19 protein-coding genes and 1 pseudogene are annotated in these 20,600 nt (G+C 68.1%); 9 read left to right on the top strand and 11 right to left on the bottom strand.

Features of this window, described 5'->3' with window-relative positions:
- From FGX59_RS23500 to FGX59_RS23490, 3 genes and pseudogenes are all read left to right on the top strand, one after another.
- Positions 1-203, top strand: a pseudogene (locus FGX59_RS23500) (hypothetical protein); the annotation flags it as partial.
- Between the two features lie 248 nt (positions 204-451).
- Positions 452-1,036 (top strand): hypothetical protein, encoded by a 585-nt coding sequence (locus FGX59_RS23495; RefSeq protein WP_138469567.1) that lies wholly within the window; start codon positions 452-454, stop codon positions 1,034-1,036.
- 9 nt (positions 1,037-1,045) lie between these two features.
- The gene (locus tag FGX59_RS23490) at positions 1,046-1,696 is read left to right on the top strand and encodes a hypothetical protein (RefSeq protein ID WP_138469566.1); all 651 of its coding nucleotides are present in this window, start codon (positions 1,046-1,048) and stop codon (positions 1,694-1,696) included.
- Between the two features lie 155 nt (positions 1,697-1,851).
- On the opposite strand, the gene FGX59_RS23485 is transcribed toward FGX59_RS23490, so the two are convergent.
- Both FGX59_RS23485 and FGX59_RS23480 read right to left on the bottom strand, forming a co-directional pair.
- The gene (locus FGX59_RS23485) at positions 1,852-2,946 is read right to left on the bottom strand and encodes a ParB N-terminal domain-containing protein (RefSeq protein ID WP_138469565.1); all 1,095 of its coding nucleotides are present in this window, start codon (positions 2,944-2,946) and stop codon (positions 1,852-1,854) included.
- Positions 2,943-4,286 carry an AAA family ATPase gene (locus FGX59_RS23480; protein ID WP_138469564.1) on the bottom strand — a complete coding sequence of 448 codons (1,344 nt, stop codon included), beginning with the start codon at positions 4,284-4,286 and terminating at the stop codon, positions 2,943-2,945. The genes FGX59_RS23485 and FGX59_RS23480 overlap by 4 nt, the downstream gene beginning before the upstream one ends.
- Before the next feature lie 472 nt (positions 4,287-4,758).
- Here FGX59_RS23480 and FGX59_RS23475 point away from each other — a divergent pair, with 472 nt between their 5' ends.
- Entirely contained in the window at positions 4,759-5,478 is a 720-nt protein-coding gene (locus FGX59_RS23475; RefSeq protein ID WP_171060798.1) for a DnaA N-terminal domain-containing protein, read from the top strand.
- A gap of 109 nt (positions 5,479-5,587) precedes the next feature.
- Here FGX59_RS23475 and FGX59_RS23470 read toward each other — a convergent pair whose 3' ends face one another.
- From FGX59_RS23470 to FGX59_RS23435, 9 genes are all read right to left on the bottom strand, one after another.
- Positions 5,588-6,475, bottom strand: a complete 888-nt coding sequence (locus tag FGX59_RS23470; protein ID WP_171060797.1) for a hypothetical protein — start codon at positions 6,473-6,475, stop codon at positions 5,588-5,590.
- Positions 6,476-6,897: 422 nt separating this feature from the next.
- Positions 6,898-7,059, bottom strand: coding sequence for a hypothetical protein (locus tag FGX59_RS39775; RefSeq protein WP_171060796.1), 162 nt, complete (start codon positions 7,057-7,059; stop codon positions 6,898-6,900).
- A gap of 283 nt (positions 7,060-7,342) precedes the next feature.
- Positions 7,343-8,101, bottom strand: a complete 759-nt coding sequence (locus FGX59_RS23465; RefSeq protein WP_370296210.1) for a transposase — start codon at positions 8,099-8,101, stop codon at positions 7,343-7,345.
- A gap of 901 nt (positions 8,102-9,002) precedes the next feature.
- On the bottom strand, positions 9,003-10,079 hold the full coding sequence (locus FGX59_RS23460) for an ABC transporter ATP-binding protein (protein WP_138469560.1): 1,077 nt from the start codon (positions 10,077-10,079) through the stop codon (positions 9,003-9,005).
- A complete protein-coding gene (locus FGX59_RS23455; RefSeq protein ID WP_138469559.1) occupies positions 10,076-10,897 on the bottom strand; it encodes a carbohydrate ABC transporter permease in 822 nt (273 codons plus the stop codon). Before FGX59_RS23455 ends, FGX59_RS23460 begins: the two co-directional genes overlap by 4 nt.
- Complete coding sequence (locus FGX59_RS23450) at positions 10,897-11,847, bottom strand: carbohydrate ABC transporter permease (protein ID WP_240722667.1); 951 nt, start codon at positions 11,845-11,847, stop codon at positions 10,897-10,899. The genes FGX59_RS23455 and FGX59_RS23450 overlap by 1 nt, the downstream gene beginning before the upstream one ends.
- Positions 11,834-13,039, bottom strand: a complete 1,206-nt coding sequence (locus tag FGX59_RS23445) for a sugar ABC transporter substrate-binding protein (RefSeq protein ID WP_206078417.1) — start codon at positions 13,037-13,039, stop codon at positions 11,834-11,836. Before FGX59_RS23445 ends, FGX59_RS23450 begins: the two co-directional genes overlap by 14 nt.
- A gap of 67 nt (positions 13,040-13,106) precedes the next feature.
- Positions 13,107-14,045, bottom strand: a complete 939-nt coding sequence (locus FGX59_RS23440) for a sugar phosphate isomerase/epimerase (RefSeq protein ID WP_138469557.1) — start codon at positions 14,043-14,045, stop codon at positions 13,107-13,109.
- 10 nt (positions 14,046-14,055) lie between these two features.
- Positions 14,056-15,087: a Gfo/Idh/MocA family protein gene (locus FGX59_RS23435; RefSeq protein WP_138469556.1), complete on the bottom strand. Its 1,032-nt coding sequence runs from the start codon at positions 15,085-15,087 to the stop codon at positions 14,056-14,058.
- 131 nt (positions 15,088-15,218) lie between these two features.
- Between FGX59_RS23435 and FGX59_RS23430 the strand changes: the two genes are divergently transcribed.
- From FGX59_RS23430 to FGX59_RS23410, 5 genes are all read left to right on the top strand, one after another.
- Entirely contained in the window at positions 15,219-16,244 is a 1,026-nt protein-coding gene (locus tag FGX59_RS23430) for a LacI family DNA-binding transcriptional regulator (RefSeq protein WP_138469555.1), read from the top strand.
- 63 nt (positions 16,245-16,307) lie between these two features.
- A complete protein-coding gene (locus tag FGX59_RS23425; protein ID WP_138469554.1) occupies positions 16,308-17,372 on the top strand; it encodes a LacI family DNA-binding transcriptional regulator in 1,065 nt (354 codons plus the stop codon).
- A 134-nt stretch (positions 17,373-17,506) separates the two neighbouring features.
- On the top strand, positions 17,507-18,754 hold the full coding sequence (locus tag FGX59_RS23420) for an extracellular solute-binding protein (RefSeq protein WP_171060795.1): 1,248 nt from the start codon (positions 17,507-17,509) through the stop codon (positions 18,752-18,754).
- 91 nt (positions 18,755-18,845) lie between these two features.
- Positions 18,846-19,772, top strand: coding sequence for a carbohydrate ABC transporter permease (locus FGX59_RS23415; protein WP_138469552.1), 927 nt, complete (start codon positions 18,846-18,848; stop codon positions 19,770-19,772).
- A complete protein-coding gene (locus FGX59_RS23410) occupies positions 19,769-20,599 on the top strand; it encodes a carbohydrate ABC transporter permease (RefSeq protein WP_138469551.1) in 831 nt (276 codons plus the stop codon). Before FGX59_RS23415 ends, FGX59_RS23410 begins: the two co-directional genes overlap by 4 nt.
- The last annotated feature ends 1 nt before the right edge of the window (position 20,600 follow it).

Below are 20,600 nucleotides of genomic sequence, written 5' to 3'. Positions count from 1 at the left end.
GATGTTGCAGGCGGAACTCAATGCCCCGGAGCGGCTGGAGCGGCTGGCCGGGGCACATCGAGGCCCTGGTGCCGGACTGGACACTCGCGGCAGTGAACGCGCTTCAGGCGCTGCGGGGCGTCGCGCTGATCAGCGCCGTCATCTTCATGGCCGGGATCGGCGATGTGCGGCGGTTCGAGACACCTGTGAAGCTGATGGCCTAAATCGGGCTCGTGGTGCCCCCCTTGGGCGTCCAGACCACGACGAACGCCCGGGCGTTTCAAATCGCGTGGCCCGCCCCTTGAAAAAAGACATCAGAGGCGAGTGTACTTACCCACGGCGTCCAGGTGGCGGCGCACGGGCCGCCGCACCCTGCCCTTCGGCTATCCCGGACGCCCGGTCCTGCCCCGCCCCGGATATTGACTAACGGAAATTATTCATCCATATTTCCGTTAGAAATAGGAGCCAGACCATGCAGCCCAGCGAAGCCCTGCAGCAATCCCTCGACCATGCGCTGAAGCAGCATGGCTTCCGCTCCGATGCCGGCCAGTTCCTGCGCCAGATCGATACCGCGCTCGAAGCCATCCGGGCGCCGCGCCCGGCAAGCCTGAGCGCCGCGGAGAAGGACGCGCTCGCCTCTGTCGGCGCGCTGGCCGAAGAGGCGGACGAGACGCCCCGGCTCCAGGCCGCGGCGCTGCGCATGGCGCTGCTGCAGGACTCCGTCCCGGTTGCCGAGGCCGCCCGGCTCTGCGGCGTGAAGGACAGCCGCATCCGCCAGCGCCTGATCGACGGCTCGCTTCTCGGCCTGCGCTCGGCCTCCGGCCGGGATGCCTGGCGCCTGCCCGCCTTCCAGTTCGACGGCGGCCGCGAGCTGCCCGGGCTGGGACAGGTGCTGAAGGCCCGGCGGCCCGGATGCGACACGCTGGCTGCGGCGAGTTTCCTCATCACGCCGCAGCCCGACCTGCTGGCCGAGACCGGCGAGCCGATGACGCCGCGGGACTGGCTGGCGACCGGCGGACAGGCCGCCGCCGTCATCGAGCTGATCGCCGGCATCTGATCCCGCACCATGGCGAAATTCCCCAATCCGCCGAGCGCGGAGCGCCTGGCTGCGCTCGGACCCGCGCTGGCCATCTGGCGCGCCGGAACACCGCTCGGCCGCATCTATTTCCGCGGCGGCGACCATCCGACGGACTGGAGCGCCTTCCGCCGCTGGGGCCCGGCCGGGTCGCGCTTCGATCACCACCTGCCCGATCCCGCGGGCCGCGGCTGCCTGCAGTCCCGCGGCATCCTCTATGCGGCCGGCAGCGCCGCGCCCGGCGCCCTCTCGGTCTGCGCGGCAGAGGTCTACCAGGCCACGCGGCTGATCCGGGCGGAGGCGGACGAGCCCTGGTTCGCCGTTTTCCCGACGGCACGCGATCTGACGCTCCTGGACCTGACCGGGCTCTGGCCGACGCGCGCGGGTGCCTCGATGGCCATCTCCTCCGGCCCGAAGGCCCGCGCCCGCGCCTGGAGCCGCGCCATCTATGACGCCTACCCCGAGATCGACGGGCTGCTCTACGGCTCGTCCATGGCCGGGAACGCGCCGGTCCTGGCGCTCTATGAACGCGCCGGGGACAGCTTCGGACCGGCACCGCTCTTCAACCGGGCGCTGGCCGATGACGCGCTCTACCCGTCCCTCTCCGCCGCAGCGGCACGGATCGGCTACGCCCTGGCCTGAGGGCGGCGGAAAGGCGCACCGCGCCCCGGCACGGCACAATATCTGGCAATGTCAGGAAAGTCGGATCGCGGCGGCGCCCTGCGCCGTCCCGGGCGCTGCCATCCGTTTCCGGCCATGGCAGCGCCCCGGTATCCGGACCTTATCCGCGGATAAGGTCAGGCCAGGCCGTCGATCAGCGAGGCGATCGCGCGCTCCAGCCGCGCGCGGTCGATAGAGGAGAAATCCCGCGCGACCTTGATCTCCAGCCGACCGGGACCGGCGGTGCATTTCACCTGGCCCGCGGAGCTCTCGATATGGAAGGTCGTCTTGGTGCGCCCGGCCCGCGACGAGCGCTCCCGCGGTGCGATCTCCTTCGGCAGGCTCTCGTCCAGCGCGTCGCGGGCGGCCTGCGCGCGCAGCACTTCGAGCTCGTCCTCCGCGCTACGGTCTTCGAGATGTGCCAGGGCATCGCGGATCGCCGCGACGATCTCCGGGCGTTCCTTGATCTCGCGCGCCAGGGTCACCCCGAGCGCGCGCGAGATGGCGGTCGGATAGCGCAGGTCGGCGCCGATCTGGTCGAGCAGGAAGGCGAAGTTGCGGATGTAGTTCCGCTTGGAATAGGGCGCCGACTGGAAGAGCGCAGCGACCGCCTCGCCGAGATCCTTCGCCTCCGTCGCCGGGTCGGCCGCGAAGTTCTGCGCGGCATAGGCCATCTCGGCAAAGGATAGATCCTTGCGGATGACGTTCTCGTCGACCATCCGGCGATAGAGCCCGGCAATGTCCGGCTCGCCCGGCAGGACCAGCGCCGGGATGCGCGCCCAGGCCGCGTCGCCGGTCTCCTCGAAGAGCTGGCGGAAGGCGAGCAGGCGGCGGTAGCCCTGGACCAGCTCGAAGCCCGCGCCGTCCGGACGCGGCAGCACGCGGATCGGGTTGGAAAGGCCGAGATCGCGGATCGAGACGGCCAGCTCGCCCAGCTCCGGATCCTCGCCCGGGATGCGGTCGCGCACCAGCATCGAGGTATGGACGTCCTCGAGGGGCAGGACGCTGACCACATGGCCCGCCTCGCGCAGCGCCACGAATTCATGCGCCAGCGCGTCGTTCTCCTCGCGGATCGCCTCGGCCGCGGTCTTGCGCGCCTTCACCGCCTCGGCATTCTCGGCAATGGCGCTGGCCATCGGTCCGCGCCGGGACGGGGCGTCGGACGGGGCGGGCGCCGCCGGAGCGCTGTCCTCCGGCAGGTCGATGTCGAAAACCCGTCTCCTGCGGCTCATCTATCTGCTCCTTCGATGGCGGCCTTATCCGCGGATAAGGCCGGCTCGCCCATGCTGATCCAGTGCGGCTCCATCACCGATTTGAACTCGGCAAAGGCGCGGTCGAAGCTCGTGCGGGCGCGCCGCCAGGTTTCCCGCGTCATCTCGCGGTAGTCCATCTCGTAGATCGAGTTGAGGAACCGGCCCGACTGCTCGACGGCGCGGGTCATCTCGATCGGCTGCTGCGCGAGCTTCTCGCCGAAGACCTTGCCGAAGGCGTCGAACATCGCGCGGTGCAGCTCGTTGCCCGGCTCGTAGCGGGTCAGGAGGAAGCGGATGTCGTGGAAGGCTTTCGGCAGGGTGACCTTATCCGCGGATAAGGATCCCTCGAACCCGTAGGCGAGATCCTCGAGCGCTTCCGAGAGCTGGCCGATGAAGGAGGTGGTGCTGTCGTATTCCCAGTAGCCGGGGCCCGAGGGAATATACAGCATGTCCGCGGCGAAGACCGCGTTCATCGACTGGTAGCCGATGGCCGGCGGGCAGTCGAAGAAGATCAGGTCCCACTGGTCGTCCGGCAGCTGGTCGAGATAGCGGTTCACCGCGGCGAAGAACGACCACTCCGGGTTCAGGTGCCGGTACTGCGCCGAGGCGAATTCCACGAAGGCGGCGTTGGCGCAGGACGGGATCAGGTCGATGGTCGGCCAGTTGGTCTTCTGGATGAAGTCCGCGACCCGCAGGTCCTGGATGCCGAGATCGGTGATCGAGGAGGGCAGCTTGCGCTGGGGCAGGGCGGTGCCCGAGGCGGCGCCGCGCGGGGCGGCATTCTGCGCTTCGGTTTCGTGGACGAGGTCGCGGGCCATGATGCCCCAGACCGTCCGCTCCTCGCTGACATCGTTCAGCCCCATCGAGTGGGAGAGCGTCGCCTGCGGGTCGAAGTCGACGCAGAGCACCCGGTAGCCGTCGAGCGCCGCGGCATGGGCGAAATGCAGCGCCACGGTCGATTTGCCCGCGCCGCCCTTGAAGTTCGCGATCGCCGTGCGGAAGGCGCGGCCCTTCGGACGGGCAGGCACCAGCGACTTGCCGCGCGGCTTCAGCTTGCGGCGGAGCGTGTTGACCTCCTCCAGCGTGAACCAGCGCTGGCGGCCGTCGGGCTCGACCTTGCCCGCAGGCAGGCTCGGATCGGCGGCCATCTTGCCCCGGAAGGTGTTCTGGTTCAGCCCGAGGATCAGCTCGGCAACCTCCCAGGACGAGAAGCGCCGCAGCGTCTTCTCGCTCTCCGGAGAGAATGTCTGTTCGCGGATCCAGCCCTGCATTTTCAGGGACCGTGTCTGGATCTCCCGTAGATCGCTGTGAGTAAGCACATTGCCTCCAAACGTAGATATCGGCGTTTTCCTGATTTACGCTGAATTTGCATTTTCTGTCGAGCTGTATTCATTATGGAGGGGGAGTTGTCCCGAAGGTGTGCTTTCCCGGGCAATCCACGGGAAAAGCGGTCCGGGGGACGAATCGCCAGGGCAGGCCGCCATAGCCATATGCGCCCAGGCTTCCCTACGGATGGGGGGACATGAAACAGCCCTCCGCTAGAATTGGGGGGACATCTGGCGCCTTTGGCGGGTCATGCAGGACGTCCCCCAATACCAACTCTACCGGATCTGTTTCAGATCAGGATTGGCTCCCAGCCGCTCTCGGTCACGAATCCTTGACAACGCAACCCGCTTCAACGTTAATTTCGGAAAGATCGGGAAAAGCGTTTGAACCTCCCCAGAACAGGACGCATCCCGGCTGGCAGAGACACAGGCAGAGCCACGGAGACGAGCAGGGATGCAGGCCGGGATGACACCCTATCCGGGGGGCGCGCGCAAGCTCGCCGGCCCCGGGGCTTCCTCGATCAAGTACGACTTGCTGACCGCCCTGCTGGTGGCGGCGACCTGCGGCGATGCCGAGACCTCGCGGCTCGCCCTTCGGCTCTCGCTGCTGATCACTGCGCGCTACAACTGGCGGCAGGAACGGTTCACGGTGGGCCAGAAGGAGATCGCCCGGATGTGGGGCGTCACCGAGCGGACGGCCAAGCGCGACATGGCGGCGATGCGCGGCCGCGGCTGGATCGAGGTCTCCATGCCGGCGGCGCGGGGCAGGGTGGCACAGTACCGGATCCTCTTCGATGCGGTGCTGCGGGCGACCTCCGGCTACTGGAACGCGGTCGGGCCGGATTTCGCCGCGCGGATGTCCGAGACACCGGAGGCCCCCGGAGAGACGCCCGCCAATGTCGTGCCGCTGCAGAAGCCCGCAGGGGCCTTGCCGGCGATGGACGGAACGCTCTGGTCGCGGGCGCTGGCGGAGCTCGCCGCGAAGGACCCGGCCATGGCGGGCGCGTGGTTTGCGCGGCTGGCCGAGGTCGATGCCGAGGGCGGGACGCTCACCCTGATGGCGCCCTCGCGCTTCGTGGCGGCCTATGTGGAGACGCATTTCCAGACGCGCATCCTCGCCGCAGTCTCGTCGCAGGACACCTCGATCCGGAGCATCGAGCTGCTCTGGCCCGACATGCCGGGATGAGGCCGGGTTACCGGACATGGCAGGCAGGGGAGACATGCGGCGCTTAATGTCTTCCAGCATCCGGAAACCGCCGCAGCCACGGCAGGGAAGCCGTGCTGTCCGGACCGGATCAGAAGCCGAAGCTGGCGGTGATCCCGAAGAGCGGCGCCACGTCATAGCCGCTCTGGCCGACCGTGTTGCCGTCGCTGTCCTCGAATTTCATCTTGCCGTCGAAGGCTGCGCCGACGAAGCCCGAGACCCGCGCGGCGCGGGACGGGTGCCAGCTGGCCGAGAGCACGACCGGGACCGAGGTGTTGGTGCCGATGCCGCCCGGCACGTCGCTGTCGTCATCCATGCGGAACTGCACCTTCTCGGTGCGCGCGGTCAGGCCGACGCGCCATTCCGGCGAGGTCTCGTAGCTCAGCGACAGGCCGGGGCCGCGGGTCGCGCCGATATAGGGTCCGTTGGTCAGGGTCAGCCGGTCGGTCATCTTCCAGTCGATGATCAGGATCGGGGTCACGTCGGTTTCGTCGTCGAGCCCCTGGTAGACGCCGAGCCCCGGACCGATGGTCAGGGACGGCGAGAGCTTCCAGCTGATCCCGGCCAGGACCGAGGCGGTGCTGGCATCGTCGAGGCTGGCTCCGGCTTCCCCGGCATAGCCGATCTGGGGCAGGAGGAAACCCGTCGCCGTCTCGGAGACGCGCATCCGCAGGGGCGCGCCGAGCGTCACCTCGCGCACGTCGATCGGGCTGGTGAGGTCGTTGCGGCCGCTGAAGTCGTAGTCGCTGCCGCCGATCCGGAGGCTCACGCCATAGCTCAGCCCGCCGGGATCGGCCGTGACTGCCCGGGCGCTGGCCTGCCAGCGGGTCAGGGAGATCTTGCCGCCGCGGTCGAAATCGGTCTCGGGCATGATCAGGACCCCGGCCTCGGTCCCGAAACGCAGTCCGGCGGGGATGTCCTGCGCGGCCGCCGGAAGGGCGAGAAGCAGAAGGGCGGAGGCAAGGCAGGATCGGTGCATGGCGCAACTCGCTACTGGAATACCGCGCGACATGTAGCACCCCGGACCCGCATTGGTAAACATCGCGGTCGTGGCATGGGGGGCGAGGGTGCGTGTTTCCGCTGCCTTTCGCAACGGCAGGGCCGGGAAGACGGGCAGCTATACGGGCGCAGCGCTATATGGGTGCGCGGCGGCCGGAGGCGGCTCCGCAGGGGCAGGAACGCCCGCCTGCCATCGGTAGCGGCGTGGCACCGGCCCGGGCCAGGAGAGACGACTGGACGCCTGCACAGGGCGAGCCCTGGCGGGCGCTCGGCTGCTGCAAGGGCCTTAACAGGGGGCTGAAATAGTCGGGTGGGCGGAGAGGCTTGCGCGCTTTCGGCGGCGCTAGCCTGACGATCCGGCTTTTTCCGCCTCGCAGCATCGGGCTATTGCGGTCAGAGACTTCAGACGGCCAGCAGCCCGCGAAACTTGCCGCCACGAGCGTGCGGAGGAATATGGACTGCACCCTGCTCGTCGCCGCGATAGACGGCCTGCGCCGCGCCTTCCACCGTCTTGGACCAGCCGAAGAGCGCCTCAATGCGCTTCCGGTGCTTCAGCGACTGCACTGCCCTTGTGCTGCGTGGTCCGGCCGTCGATGGCGGAGCCCCGTGCCTTCCGCGCGCCATGCGGGGCCGTCGGCAATCCGCGACGAACCAGGCCGTATCGTGCGCGCGCCAGCGGCCGCCCGGGCCGAGCCCTGCGCGTTGCGGTTCATCCTGTCCAGCGCCGTCTTGCGCTCGGCATGGCCGTCGGCCCGGGTCCTGTCGCGCTGGACGGCAAAGCTATTGCGCAATCGGCCTGTTCCTCGGACCGGTAGCGGAACACGCGTTGCATCCTTCACGGCATGCTCTACGAAGTACAGCATCGTGCCAGTCCCGGGCGGCTTCCTTTAGAGCCGTGCATCCGGATTTCTGGCTGGCCCCCCCGCCGCGCTGGAACACTTCTCTTCCCTGGAGCCCATTTCGGCGGTCGCTGGCGGGGCGTGACATCGAGCGGGTGTCCGGGGGGCGCTGTTGCACAAATCATCTGATGACCGCAGTTCCCCTTTCCCCGGACACACCTATCCCAGTGCCACGGTGACCGGGATGCCGAGGGCCGTGAAGCGGTTGAGGAATGAGCGGCAAGCGCCATTGGTTCGAGCGCAGCCGCGAGTGCGCGGATCTGGACCTCCGCCACCTGGCGGTCGAAATCCCGCGACATCAGCCGCTGGCCGAGCAACTTCACGCAGTTCATTTTCGTTTCCACCCTGCTCCGGCGGTGGTACCCGCTCCAGTTCCGCCAGAGCGCCCGGCCAAGTGCTTCGATGCTCACAGGATCTCGTTGGGTGCCCGGGCTCCGGCTGTATCCGGCTTCCATGGTCGCGCATTTCGGTGGGGCGGAATGACCGCCGCCGCGCCACGGGCGGCGACGGCGTCGTGGCAGGCGCGCGTGTCGTAGGCGTCGCCAGCGGTGCTCGAACCGATGGCGCATACGCGGCAACTCGGCAGAGACCGTCGCGATGTCCTGATCCGGGCCGATCTGCTTGAGGAGGTCCGGCAGCATCGGCGCGTCGCCGACATTGCTCGAGGTGACCTCGACCGCCCGGATCTCCAGCGTTTCCTCGTCCATGCCGAGGTGGATCTTGCGCCACATGCGCCGCGTGGAGGCGCAGCAGCCTGGCGCGCCTTTCGGCGGATGGCGCTATGATCGGCTATCGGCAACAGGTCAGCCGCTCCGAGGCGATCGAGGGAGGGCCAAAGCCGGCGTAGAGCAGCTCGAATTCGGCATAGGCAATCGAGGGCCTTGCCCGTGGGCCCGGCCCCATGGCGGCTCCATGGCTCAGATCACAGACCGCCGGATCTTCTGCAGTGGATGCCGGACGGGTTCTGCGCCTCGGGACCGGCATGGCTGGACGGCGATCCGCGCGTCTCGTCCGTCCCGCGCGTGCTCTGTCTCCGCCGTTGGTCCGCCGGTAATAGGTCATGTTCCGCAGCCGGCGTCGAGGTTCGCTGCTACAGCGGCCCGCTGGACAGTGCCGGCAGAGACAGGAGCTTGCGCAGGGACTATCAGGCTTCCGCTGTCTGCGACGACCATGCCCCGCGTGGGGGATATGCCTTGGGACGGTAGAGGGCAGAGCTGACACCCTGTCAGCACCGCCGCGCCGGAGAGGGGCTCGCGCAAGCGTCCCACCTTCCGCTCGGGGTCGCGGACTGCCTTGGCTGGTCGGCAGGTCTGGGGCTGGTGTCTTTGGTCATGGTGTCCGGTCGGGCTGGATAGGTGTCAGGGCATCCGGCGCACCGGTTCCGAAACGGCGCTTCGGGGCGCGCGCGGAAATCGGGAGCCCGTCCGCTTGATCCCTGGCAATTCCGGCGGGGCCGCGCCTGCAGGAATCAGGACGGGGCCGGAGCGCAGTGCCATTGGGGGCCGACTTGGCGACAGGGCGCGGGAGGCCGCGCCGCGGGGCGGTGCGGCCAGTCCGGGTGTCGGGAAAGGACCTGCCGCCGATGTCGGCGGCGGGCAGGGGGCAAGCTCAGGGACGCAGCGCGTCTCCGCTGTCGGCGTCGAAGAGCATCACCTGGCCCGGATCGATCGTCACCGAGAGCGTGCCGCCGGGCGGGACCGGGCTGCGCCCGGCAAGGCAGATGGTCAGCGCCGGGTCGGTATCGGTGACGAGGAAGGACTGGCTGCCGGTGGCCTCGACCACCGCGACGGGCAGCGCCAGCGCCCCCGGCGTGCCGGGATCGCAGGGCTGCAGATGCTCCGGGCGCAGCCCCGCCGTGACCGGACGCCCGGGCGTGGCGCCGGAGATGGCGAGGCAGGGCGCGCCGGGCAGGTCGAGATGGACCGCGTGCCCGTCCGCCGTCACCCGCCCGGGCACGAAATTCGTCGCCGGCGAGCCGATGAAGCCCGCCACGAACTGGTTGGCCGGCCGGTCGTAGAGCTCCATCGGCGCGCCCTGCTGCTCGATCCGCCCGGCGCGCAGCACGACGACATGATCGGCCATGGTCATCGCCTCGACCTGGTCATGGGTGACATAGACCGAGGTCGCGCCCAGCCGGTCATGCAGGCGGCGCACTTCGGCGCGCATCTGGACCCGCAGCGCGGCGTCGAGATTGGAGAGCGGCTCGTCGAAGAGGAAGGCCTTGGGATTCCTCACGATGGCGCGCCCCATGGCGACCCGCTGGCGCTGGCCGCCCGAGAGCTCGCGCGGGTAGCGCTCGAGCAGCGCCTCGAGCCCGGTGATCCGCGCGACCTCCTCCGCCTTGCGGTCGGCCTCGGCGCGGGGAATGCCCTTCAGCCGCAGCGAGTAGGTCAGGTTCTGCCGCACGGTCTTGTGCGGGTAGAGCGCGTAGGACTGGAAGACCATGGCCAGGTCGCGCTTCCTCGGCGGGGTGCCGGTCATGTTGGCGCCCGCGATCCGCAGCGCGCCGCCCGAGACCTTCTCCAGCCCGGCGATGGTGCGCAGCAGCGTGGACTTCCCGCAGCCCGAGGGCCCGACCAGCGCCACGAAGGTGCCCTTGGGGATCGCCAGGTCGATGCCCTTGAGCGCATGATAGGCGCCGTAATGCTTGTCCACCCCGTCGAGTTCGATCTGAAGCTGGGTCATTTGAGGGCTCCGGAAGTCAGGCCGCTGACGATGCGGCGTTGCAGCAGGACGAAGATGGCGAGGACCGGGGTCACGTAGATGGCGGCATAGCTCATCACCCCCGACCAGTCGGAAGAGTTCGGCCCCATGAAGGATTGCAGGCCGACGGTGGCGGGCTGCAGCTCGCGCGTGCCGATCATCGAGCGGGCGTAGACGTATTCCCCGAAGGACTGCAGGAAGACGAGCACGCCGGTGACGAGGATGCCGTTGCGCGCCAAGGGCACCATGATCGTCAGGAAGGCGCCGACGCGGGAATTGCCGTCGACCAGCGCCGCCTCCTCCAGCTCGGCGGGGACCTGCAGGAAGGCCGCGCGGGTGAGCACGATATAGAGCGGCAGCATCTTCGCCGCCTGCGCCAGGATCACCGCGCCGCGCGGCCAGTCCATCAGCCCGATCTGGTTGAAGAAGACGAAGATCGGCGTGACCATCAGCGAGGAGGGCAGCACCTGCATCATCAGCACCGCGAAGAGCGCCACGTCGATCCAGACCGATTTCACCCGCGACATCGCATAGGCGCAGCCGGTGCCGAAAAGCACGACCAGCACCGTAGTGCCGCCGGCGATGAGAACCGAGTTCTTCAGGTAGCTCGCCATCTGCAGCCGGGTCCAGACCTCGCCGAAGATCGGCGTCGGGTCCTCGGGCCAGAAGCTTGGCGGATAGGCCATGATCTCGGTGCCGCTCTTCAGCGCGGTGACATACATCCAGTAGAGCGGAAAGAGGTAGATGGCGGCGAGGAGGATCCCCGCCAGCATCAATGCGTTTCCCTTGAGCCTGTCCATCAGTACACCTGTTCATGGCGGGTGGAGCGGACATAGATCGCCGCGAGCCCGATGACGAAGCCGATCATCAGCACCGAGATCACGCTGCCCAGCCCGATCTGGTATTCCTGGAAGCTCAGCTGCCAGGACCAGTACTGCATCACGTTCGAACTGTTCGACGGTCCGCCCTGGGTGAGCCCGGCGAAGAGGTCGAACTGCTGCAGGGTGAAGATCGTGCCGAGCGAGATCACCGCGCCGAGCTGGGCGCGCATCAGGGGCAGGGTGATGGTGAGAAACCGCTGCACCCGCGTCGCGCCGTCCATCTCGGCCGCCTCGTAGAGGTCCTCGGGGATGCCCGCCAGCCCGACCGAAAGCAGGATCAGGTTGAAGGGCACGCCGAGCCAGATATTGGCGATGATCACCGACCACAGCGAGCGCGCCGGATCGGAGAGCCAGAAGATGTTCTCGTCGATGATCCCGAGGCTCTTCAGCGCGTAGTTCAGCACGCCGAAATCGCCCGCGAGGATCCAGGACCAGATCGCGCCGACAACCAGCGGCGGCATGATCCAGCCAGCCAGGAACAGCCCCCGCAGGAAGCTCGCGCCCGGAAAGCGCAGTTCGAAGAACAGCGCCAGCGCGAAGCCGAGGACCAGCTGCAGCGAGACCGAGGCGATGACGAAGACCGCGGTGTTGCCGAGGATCTGCGGCATCTCGGGGGCGGAGATCACCTCGCGGTAGTTGTCGAGCCCGACGAAGGGCCGGTCGAAGGAGGCGAGCGAGAAGAGGTCGACCTCCTGCAGCGACATGATCAGGTTGTAGACCAGCGGCCAGGCCGAGAAGACCGCGAGATAGCCGAGCGCAGTCAGCACCAGGAGCGTGTCGAAGCCGCGCCCGTCTATGAGCCCGCCCAGGGAAAACCCCGGGCGGAGACTGCGGGGCAGGGGCAGGGCCTGCATCTCAGTCGAGGACACGGTCGATTTTCCCCTGCGCGGTCGCCAGCGCTTCCTCGGGCGTCGCCTGCCCGGTCAGCGCCGATTGCATCGCGCCCTGGATCGCCTTGGAGATCTGCGGCCACTCGGGCGAGGGGCCGCGGTTGCGGGCGTATTTCATCGACTCCTCGAAGACCCGGTAGATCGCCTCGTTCTGCGGGTTCTCCACAGTGACATCGGCGGCCGGCAGATAGCCGAACTCGTTCCAGACCCGCGGCATCTGGGCATAGAGGAATTCGAGGAAGCGGAAGGCCTCGTCGGGATGGTCGGTCGAGGCCAGGATCACGTTGTCGCCCTCGCCGAGCGCCGAGGCGCGTTCGCCGCCTGCTTCCGGCATCGGCAGGAGCGCGGCGCGGTATTCGAACTGCGCGTCCTTCGCCATCCGCGGCAGCTCCCACGGGCCCGAGATCGCCATCGCGGCATTGCCGGCATTGAAGGTCGCGGTGCTGTCCCACTGGCTGCGGATCAGCGTGTCGGGCGAGGCGAGCTTCTCGTCGAGCAGCGACTTCCAGAAGCCGAGCGCCTTCGCGCCGCCCTCGGTATCGACCTTGTCGTAATCGCCTCCGGCCATCTGCAGCCAGGGCAGGAACTGGAACGTGCCCTCTTCGGTCGCGACCGCCGAGAAGGCCAGACCGTAGACATTGTCGTCGGGGTCGCTCAGCGCCTCGGCTGCCGATTTCAGCTCGGCCCAGGTCTGGGGCGGCTGGTCGGGATTGAGCCCCGCGGCGCGGAACAGGTCGGCATTGTAGTAGAGCGCGATCGTGTTCGCCCCGCGCGGCAGGCCGTAGATGCCGTCCTTCCAGCTCACCGAGGAGAGCGGGCCGGGGAAGATATCCGCCTTGTCGACGATCTCCGAGGCCTCGATCCGCGGCGCGATGTCCAGCAGCAGCCCGCGCGAGGCCAGAAGCGCGACTTCCGGGTTGTCGACATAGGTCACGTCCGGCGCGTCGCCTGCCGCGATGGCGCGGGCCAGGTCGTTGATCATGTCGCGGAACTGCACCGTGCGGACATTGATCCGGATGTCGGGATTGGCCTCCTCGAACTCCTTCGCCAGAACGTAGTGGTATTCGCCCGGATCGTCGATCGTCCACAGATCGAGAACCGTCGGATCGGCCGATGCGGCCAGGGGCAGAAGCCCCGCAGCGCCGGCCAGCAGTGCTGCCTTCGCAGTCATGTTCAGTCCCATCCTGTCCTCCCTCAGGCTGATGGCGGCCGCGCCCCTCCCGGGCGCGGCTGGTATTTCAGGCGCTTTCGCGCAGGAGCGACGGATCGCCCCCTTCATAGGCCGAGCTCTCGTCGACGAAGCGGCCGCCGCGCGCGGTCTTCAGATGCTCGAGCGCATGCAGCTGCCCGGTCATTTCCAGCGCGTCGCGGTAGACCGGATCGTGCCAGCCCTCGATGTCGATGGAGCCGGTGTAGCCCGCCAGCCGCAGCTCGGTGACGACGTCGGTCCAGTTCGTGTCGCCGAAGCCCGGCGTGCGCATGAAGACATGCGGCAGCTTGCCGAAAATGCCGTGTTCGCGGATCACGTCCCAGCGGATCGTCGCGTCCTTGCCGTGGACGTGGAAGATCTTCGGCCCCCATTTGCGGATCTGCGGCAGCGGGTCGATCAGGTAGACCATCTGGTGGCAGGGCTCCCATTCCAGACCGAAATTATCCTCCGGCGTCTCGTTGAAGATCAGCTCCCAGGCGTCGGGGTTGTGTGCGATGTTCCAGTCGCCGGTCTGCCAGTTGCCGTCCATGGCGCAGTTCTCGAAGGCGATCTTCACCCCCTTGTCGGCGGCGCGCTTGCCCAGCTCGGACCAGATCTCGCGGTAGCGCGGCAGGCTCTCGGGCAGCGGGCGGCCGCGCAGGCGGCCGGTGAAGCCCGCCACGCAGGTCGCGCCGAAATGATGCGCGTTGTCGATGCAGTCCTTCCAGCCCTGCAGCGTGTCGAGATCGAGCGGCTGCTCCTCCAGCGGATTGCCGAACATGCCCAGCGTCGACATGGTGATGTCGCGGTCGCCGATCGCGTCGCGGCAGCGCTTGCCCAGCTCCGCCACATCCTGTCCGTTGGTGGTCTGCCAGAAGAAGGGCTCGAAGCTCTCGAAGCCCATGTCTGCGATCTGGCCGATCCGCGCGGCGGCGGCGCCGCCCGAGGCCGAAATCATGGTGCCGATGCGCAATGCGTCCTTGCTCATATGCTGTCTCCTAGACGTCGATGGTGACACGGGCGCGGCGTTCCGCGCTGTCGATTGCGGCCAGAACCATGGCGAGGCTCCGGATATTGTCCTCGGCGGCGGTCTCGGGCAGGCGCCCGGTCTCCACCGCAGAGAGGAATTCGTCGATCACGCTGGCATGGCCCAGCGTGCGGCCGGGATCGGGCGGCTCGGGCACTTCGGCGGGGGACACCGCGCGCAGGAGCCCCTCGGTCCCGGTGACCCGGCCGATCCGCAGATCCTCCGCCCCGTCCCAGGTTGCCGTGCCCTCGGTGCCGGTCACCCGCCAGGCGCCCTCCCAGGAGGTGTTCGCCCCCTCCGCGCACCAGGAGCCGCGATAGGTGAAGGTCACGCCCTCGGGGAATTCGAAGATCGCGCTGGCCGCCGCGCCATGGGCGTACCAGGAGCCGGGCGGGTTGGTTTCGTGGCAGTAGACTGCCTGCGGCGCCGCGCCGATCAGGTAGCGTGCGGCGTCGAGCGTGTGGATCGACATGTCGAGGAGCAGCACATGGTCCATCTCCTCGCGGAAGCCGCCGAAATGCGCGCCGACGAAGAAATCGCAATGCACCCCGGTCAGCCGCCCGATCCGGCCCTCCTCGACCACCCGGCGCAGGCGGCGGATGCCGGGAACGAAGCGGCGGTTCTGCACCACCGCATGGATCCGCCCGGCGTCCCGCGCCGCCTCGATCAGCGCGGCGGCATCGGCGAGGCTCTCGGCCATCGGCTTCTCCGACAGCACGTGGCAGCCATGGGCCAGCGCGGTCTCCACCACCGGACGCCGCGCGCCGGGGATCACCACGTCGAAGACGATATCGGGCTTCACCCGTTCCAGCATCGCGTCCAGGTCGGTCCCGGTGGCGGCCTCCGGCTTGCCGGCCTCTCGCGCCAAGTGGCGCGCGCGGCCCGGATCGAGATCGACGAAGCCCGCAAGCTCTAGCCGTTCCGCAGCAAGCGGAACCTGCGAAATCGCGCGCAGCCAGCCCTCGGACATGGCTCCGCACCCCGCCATGACGGCGCTCAACATTCTGGCTTTCCTCCCATCGTTCCGGCCGACTCGTGCGACCGTAAACGATTACGACCCTAGTCTTGCGGCTCCGAACCTGTCAACAAGGAACCGTAAACGTTTTTGGAACTTGCGGAGCGCGAAGAGGGCGGATGATCGGAATCAAGGATCTGGCACGGCATCTCGACATCTCGATCGGCACGGTGTCGCGCGCGCTCAACGGCCGCCCGGACGTCAATCCGGCGACGCGCGCCCGCGTGCTGCAGGCCGCGGAGGAGCTGGGCTATGTCCCGAACCAGTCCGGCCGGTCGCTGAAGGCGGGGGCGACGAACACGGTCGGCTTCATGGTGATGACCAGCCAGGGCGGCACGACCGGGGCGTCGAGCTTCTTCATGGAGGTCGCGGCGGGCATCCAGGAGGTGCTGCGCGAGGAGGGCATGGATCTGGTGATCCTGCCCTGCAGCCGCGACGAGGAACCGGCCGCCTATCTGCAGCGCATGGTGGCGCGCCGGATCGTCGACGGCATGATCATCACCGCCACGACCCGGGGCGACCCGCGCGTCGGGCTGCTGTCGCGGCTGCGCATACCCTTCGTGACGCTCGGGCGCAGCGGGCCGGCCGACAGCCACGCCCATGTCGATCTGGATTTCGCGCATGCCGCGCGGGACAGCGTGGCGCGGCTCGTCGCGGCGGGGCACCGCCGGATCGCCGCCTTCCTGCCCGAGGGCGAGGCCAATCTCGCCTATGTCTATCACGACGCCTACCGTGCCGCGCTGGAGCGGGCCGGGATCGGCTACGACCCGGCGCTGGTCCTGCGCGTGCCGCGCGAGGCCGAGGGGGCGTTGACGGCACTGGCGCGCTGGAAGGACATGCCGGACCGGCCGCGCGCCGCGGTGATGACCGACAGCCTCTGGGCCATCGGCTTCTATCACGGGCTGCGCGAGGCGGGGCTGGAACCGGGGCGCGACCTGGCGCTGATCGGCTTCCTCGAAAGCCGCCAGACCCGCTTCCTGACGCCGCCGCTCTCCTGCTACCGGTTCGAGCATGCCGAGATCGGCCGCGCCCTGGCGCGCCGTCTGGTCGCCGGGATCCCCCGCAAGGACGCCGGAGAGGCGGCGGCCGGTCCCGTGCTCTTCCAGGGCAGCTTCGTCGAGGGCGGCAGCTCTGCGGTAGGCTGATGTCATATCCGTGTTCCCTCGCCCGATTTTGATGTACGATACTCAAAACGGCAAGGAGCGGCAATGACGGGACGTGACGGCGGCAGGAAGGCAGAGCAGGGGGCAGGGCGCCCGACCGTGCGCGATGTGGCCCGCGAGGCGGGGGTCAGCCTGGCCACGGTCGACCGGGTGCTCAACGAGCGTCCCGGCGTGCGCAAGGTGACGGCCAAGCGGGTTGCCGACGCGATGGCGCGGCTCGGCTACCAGCGCGACATGGCGGCGGCCAACCTCTCCAAGCGGCGCCACTACCGAATGGCGTTCCTGCTGGCAGAGGGCACCAACAGCTTCATGCACATGCTGCGCGACGCGGTCGGCAACACCGCCTCCTTCACCAGCATGGACCGGATCGACCTGCGCACCGTTCTGGTCCCGCCCTTCGATGGCCCGGCGCTTGCGGCGGCGCTCGACGCGCTCGACCCCGAGGAGATCGACGGGGTCGCTGTCGTCGCCACCGACTCGCCCGAGGTGCGCGATGCCATCGCCCGGCTGAGCGCCCGCGGCGTCTATGTCCTGACACTCGTCTCCGACGCGCCGACCTCGATGCGCGCCAGATTTGTCGGCATTGACAACGTGGTAGCAGGACGGACGGCGGCCGGTCTGCTGGGCCGCTTCTGCCCGGCGCCGGGGCGGATCTGCATCGTGATGGGCTCGGCGCTCCTGCGCGACCATGTCGAGCGGCGCCTCGGATTCGAGACGGTGATCGCCAGGGAATACCCGCATCTCTCCTGCCTGCCGCCGATCGAGGGCCGCGACGACGCCGAAACCGTCGGGCGGCTGCTTTCCGCGCAGCTGAAGGCCGAACCCGGGATCGCGGGCATCTACAATCTCGGCGCCGGCAATCGCGGCATTGTCCGCGCGCTGGAGGAGCGCGCCGCCGGACCCCGCATCCCGGTCGTGGTGCACGAGCTCACCCCCTATGCGCGCAGCGCGCTGATCTCGGGGGTCTTCGACGCCGTCATCAACCAGGATGCCGGCCACGAGATCCGCAGTGCCGTCCGCATCCTCAAGGCGCTGATCGACGGCCGCCCGACCTTCGATGCGCAGGAGAGCATCTGCATCGACATCTACATGCGCGACAACCTGCCGTGAGACGGGCGATGCTGCGCTGCGTCGTGGAATGACGGTTGTCAATTTCCGAATCTGATGTACGTTACTCAAATATGAAGCCGGGCCAACCCGGCCGCGAGACGCCGGACGGAGCCGGCATCATCTGGGAGGATAGAATGAAGACCATCGCAGGGGCGGCGGCGCTATGCGCTTTTGCCGTCGCGGGAGCGCATGCAGAGACCTCGGTCAAGGTGCTGCGCCCGGAATCGAACAGCCCCGAGCTGCAGCAGTTCTGGCAGGACGTGATCGCGGAATACGAGGCCGCGCATCCCGATGTGGATGTCGAGATCGAGTATTTCGCCTCCGAGGCCTACAAGACCAAGCTGCCGACCATGCTGCAATCGGACGCGCGGCCGGACCTGATCTACAGCTGGGCCGGCCTGACACTGGTCGACCAGGTCAAGGCGGGGCTGGTGCAGGACATCTCTGCCTCGCTCGACCAGGAGTATCTGGACAGCTTCGCCCCGGGTGCGCTCGCGGCCTTCAGCGACGGAGAGGCGGTCTACGGCCTGCCGATGACCGCGCGGCTGGTGGTGTTCTTCGCCAATGAGCAGCTGACCGACAAGGCCGGGATCGACCTCTCGGCCATCCGCACCTGGGACGACTTCCTCGGCGCGGTCGCGACCTTGAAGGAGGCGGGCATTACGCCGCTGGTCTCGGGCGGCAAGGACAAGTGGCCGCTGCATTTCTACTACAGCTACCTGGTGCTGCGCGAAGGCGGGGCCGAGGCGATCCGCGCGGCGATGGAGGGCGACGACGAGGGCTTCGAATCCGCGCCCTTCGTGGCGGCCGGGCAGAAGATGGCCGATCTCGCCGCGCTGGAGCCGTTCCAGCCGGGCGTGCTCTCGGCCTCGGCCGAGCAGGGCAACACCATGTTCGGCGAGGGCAAGGGCGCCTTCCTGCTGATGGGGGACTGGGCCTATACCCAGACGATCGGCGTCGACGAGGGCGAGCTGCTGGAAGGCAGCCTGAAGATCCTGCCCTTCCCGGCGATCGAGGGCGGCGCAGGCGATCCGGCGGGGACGCTGGGCGGCATCAACGGCTATGCGGTCACCACCGGCGCCCCGCCCGAGGCGCTCGATTTCCTGAAATTCCTGGTCAATGCCGAGCATCAGCGCGAGGGCGCGCGCCGCGGCCTCTTCGTGCCGGTGATCCAGGGCACGGGGGACGCCATCCAGGTGCCCTTCACCCAGGAGATCAACGCGATGATCGAGGCCTCGCCCGCGCACCAGATCTTCCTCGACCAGTATCTCGGCGCCTCGGTGGGCGGCACGGTCAACGACATCTCGGCCGAACTGGTCTCGGGGGATGTCACGCCCGAGGATGCCGCCGCGCGCATCCAGGAAGCCTGGGAGTTCCGCTAGGACGCGGGCCCGTCCAAGCGGCACCTGGCTGCGCCGTTCTCCCGGCGGCGCAGCCGCATTCGATGCAATTCCATCAAAGAGGCCGAGCTTCATGGCTGCCGTCGAGATGACTGCGGAGCAGCCCTCCGCAACCGAGAAGCTGCGCCGCCGGCTGACCAGCGGGCGCATGACCGCCACGCTGGTGCTGCTGCCGCCCGCGCTGATCCTTTTCACCCTCTTCGTGATCTATCCGCTCGCGGGATCGGGGGTCTACGCCTTCTACGACTGGAACGGCTACAACACGCCCACCGATTTCGTCGGCTTCGCCAATTTCGAGCGCATGGCCGGGCATTCGGTCTTCCAGCAATCGGTGATGAACTCGCTCAAGGTCATCGCCGTGTCGCTTCTGGTGCAGCTGCCGCTGGCGCTGCTGCTGGCCCTGCTGATCTACCGCCGCACGCCCGAGAACACGGTCTTCCGGCTGATCTTCTTCCTGCCCTACATCCTCGCCGAGATCGCCGCCGGTCTGATCTGGAGCTTCATCGTCGACGGCAATTACGGCGTGGTCGCCGACCTGACCCGCGCGCTGGGGCTGGAGCCCTATTTCATCACCTCCGACCGCAGCTGGGCCTTCACTGCGGTGATGGTGGTGATCGTCTGGAAATACTTCGGCTTCCACATGATGATCTACATCGCCGCGCTGCAGGGCGTGCCGAAGGACATGATCGAGGCGGCGCGGATCGAGGGGGCCAGCCGGTTCGAGGTCGTCCGCCATGTCCAGATCCCGATGATCAAGCCCGCGATCATCGTCTCGGTCTTCTTCTCGGTGATCGGCGCGCTGCAGGTCTTCGACGTGGTCATCCCGCTGACCAATGGCGGGCCGGCGAACTCGTCGCACACCATCGTCACCTATCTCTACACCTTTGGCCTGGCGCGGCTGAAGATCGGCTACGGCTCGGCCATCGGGGTGACGCTGTTCATCGCCGCCGTGCTGGTTGCGGTCTTCTACCAGCGCCTGTTCATGAGGAAGCCCGCATGACCCGCGCCAACCTGATCCGCCAGATCCTCCGCATCGGCTTCCTGTGCATCGTGGCGAGCTTCGTCCTCGGGCCGCTGCTGGCCACCGTGCTGGGCGGGTTCAAGTCGAACGATGAAATCCAGACCAGCGCGCTGAGCCTGCCCGCGACCTGGCGCACCGACATCTATGCCGACATCCTCGCCGATCCGGGCTTCTGGCGCTACCTGGGCAATTCGCTGGTGATCTCGGTCGCCACGGTGGCGCTGACCCTGCTGATCGGCGCGGCCGCCGCCTATGTCTTCGCGCAGGTGCGGTTCTTCGGGTCGCGGATGCTCTTCTCCTACCTGTCGCTGGGGCTGATGTTCCCCTTCGCCACCGCGATCCTGCCGCTCTTCGTGCAGGTCCGCGACCTCGGGCTGCTGGACACCTACTGGGCGGTGATCCTGCCGCAGACCGCCTTCGGCCTGTCGCTGGCGATCCTGCTCTTCCGCACTTTCTTCGGCGAGCTGCCGAAGGAGCTCTTCGAGGCCGCCTATGTCGAGGGCTGCGGCTATGTCCGCTTCTTCTGGCAGTTCACCCTGCCGCTCTCGACGCCGATCCTGGCGACGGTGGGCGTCTTCGTCTTCGTGCAGAGCTGGAACAACTTCCTGCTGCCGCTCGTCGTGCTGAACTCGCGCGAGGCCTTCACCTGGCCCTTGGGCATGATGCAGTACCGCGGCGAATACGCGGTCGAATGGAACCGCACCCTCGCCTTCGTCACCCTCACCATCCTGCCGGCCGTCGTCTTCTTCGTCGCCGCGCAGAAATACATCGTCGCCGGTCTGACCGGGGGCGCCGTCAAGGGCTGAA

Source organism: Poseidonocella sp. HB161398, from assembly GCF_005870025.1.
Taxonomy (GTDB): domain Bacteria; phylum Pseudomonadota; class Alphaproteobacteria; order Rhodobacterales; family Rhodobacteraceae; genus Mangrovicoccus.
This window is presented reverse-complemented; position numbering and strand designations above follow the sequence as displayed.

Excerpts from the sequence above, each read along its gene's own strand:
- FGX59_RS23495 (WP_138469567.1), top strand. The coding sequence starts at position 452 with ATGCAGCCCAGCGAAGCCCTGCAGCAATCCCTCGACCATGCGCTGAAG.
- FGX59_RS23490 (WP_138469566.1), top strand. The coding sequence starts at position 1,046 with ATGGCGAAATTCCCCAATCCGCCGAGCGCGGAGCGCCTGGCTGCGCTC.
- FGX59_RS23485 (WP_138469565.1), bottom strand. The coding sequence starts at position 2,946 with ATGAGCCGCAGGAGACGGGTTTTCGACATCGACCTGCCGGAGGACAGC.
- FGX59_RS23475 (WP_171060798.1), top strand. The coding sequence starts at position 4,759 with ATGACACCCTATCCGGGGGGCGCGCGCAAGCTCGCCGGCCCCGGGGCT.
- FGX59_RS23470 (WP_171060797.1), bottom strand. The coding sequence starts at position 6,475 with ATGCACCGATCCTGCCTTGCCTCCGCCCTTCTGCTTCTCGCCCTTCCG.
- FGX59_RS23465 (WP_370296210.1), bottom strand. The coding sequence starts at position 8,101 with ATGGACGAGGAAACGCTGGAGATCCGGGCGGTCGAGGTCACCTCGAGC.
- FGX59_RS23460 (WP_138469560.1), bottom strand. The coding sequence starts at position 10,079 with ATGACCCAGCTTCAGATCGAACTCGACGGGGTGGACAAGCATTACGGC.
- FGX59_RS23455 (WP_138469559.1), bottom strand. The coding sequence starts at position 10,897 with ATGGACAGGCTCAAGGGAAACGCATTGATGCTGGCGGGGATCCTCCTC.
- FGX59_RS23445 (WP_206078417.1), bottom strand. The coding sequence starts at position 13,039 with ATGACTGCGAAGGCAGCACTGCTGGCCGGCGCTGCGGGGCTTCTGCCC.
- FGX59_RS23440 (WP_138469557.1), bottom strand. The coding sequence starts at position 14,045 with ATGAGCAAGGACGCATTGCGCATCGGCACCATGATTTCGGCCTCGGGC.
- FGX59_RS23435 (WP_138469556.1), bottom strand. The coding sequence starts at position 15,087 with ATGTTGAGCGCCGTCATGGCGGGGTGCGGAGCCATGTCCGAGGGCTGG.
- FGX59_RS23430 (WP_138469555.1), top strand. The coding sequence starts at position 15,219 with ATGATCGGAATCAAGGATCTGGCACGGCATCTCGACATCTCGATCGGC.
- FGX59_RS23425 (WP_138469554.1), top strand. The coding sequence starts at position 16,308 with ATGACGGGACGTGACGGCGGCAGGAAGGCAGAGCAGGGGGCAGGGCGC.
- FGX59_RS23420 (WP_171060795.1), top strand. The coding sequence starts at position 17,507 with ATGAAGACCATCGCAGGGGCGGCGGCGCTATGCGCTTTTGCCGTCGCG.
- FGX59_RS23415 (WP_138469552.1), top strand. The coding sequence starts at position 18,846 with ATGGCTGCCGTCGAGATGACTGCGGAGCAGCCCTCCGCAACCGAGAAG.
- FGX59_RS23410 (WP_138469551.1), top strand. The coding sequence starts at position 19,769 with ATGACCCGCGCCAACCTGATCCGCCAGATCCTCCGCATCGGCTTCCTG.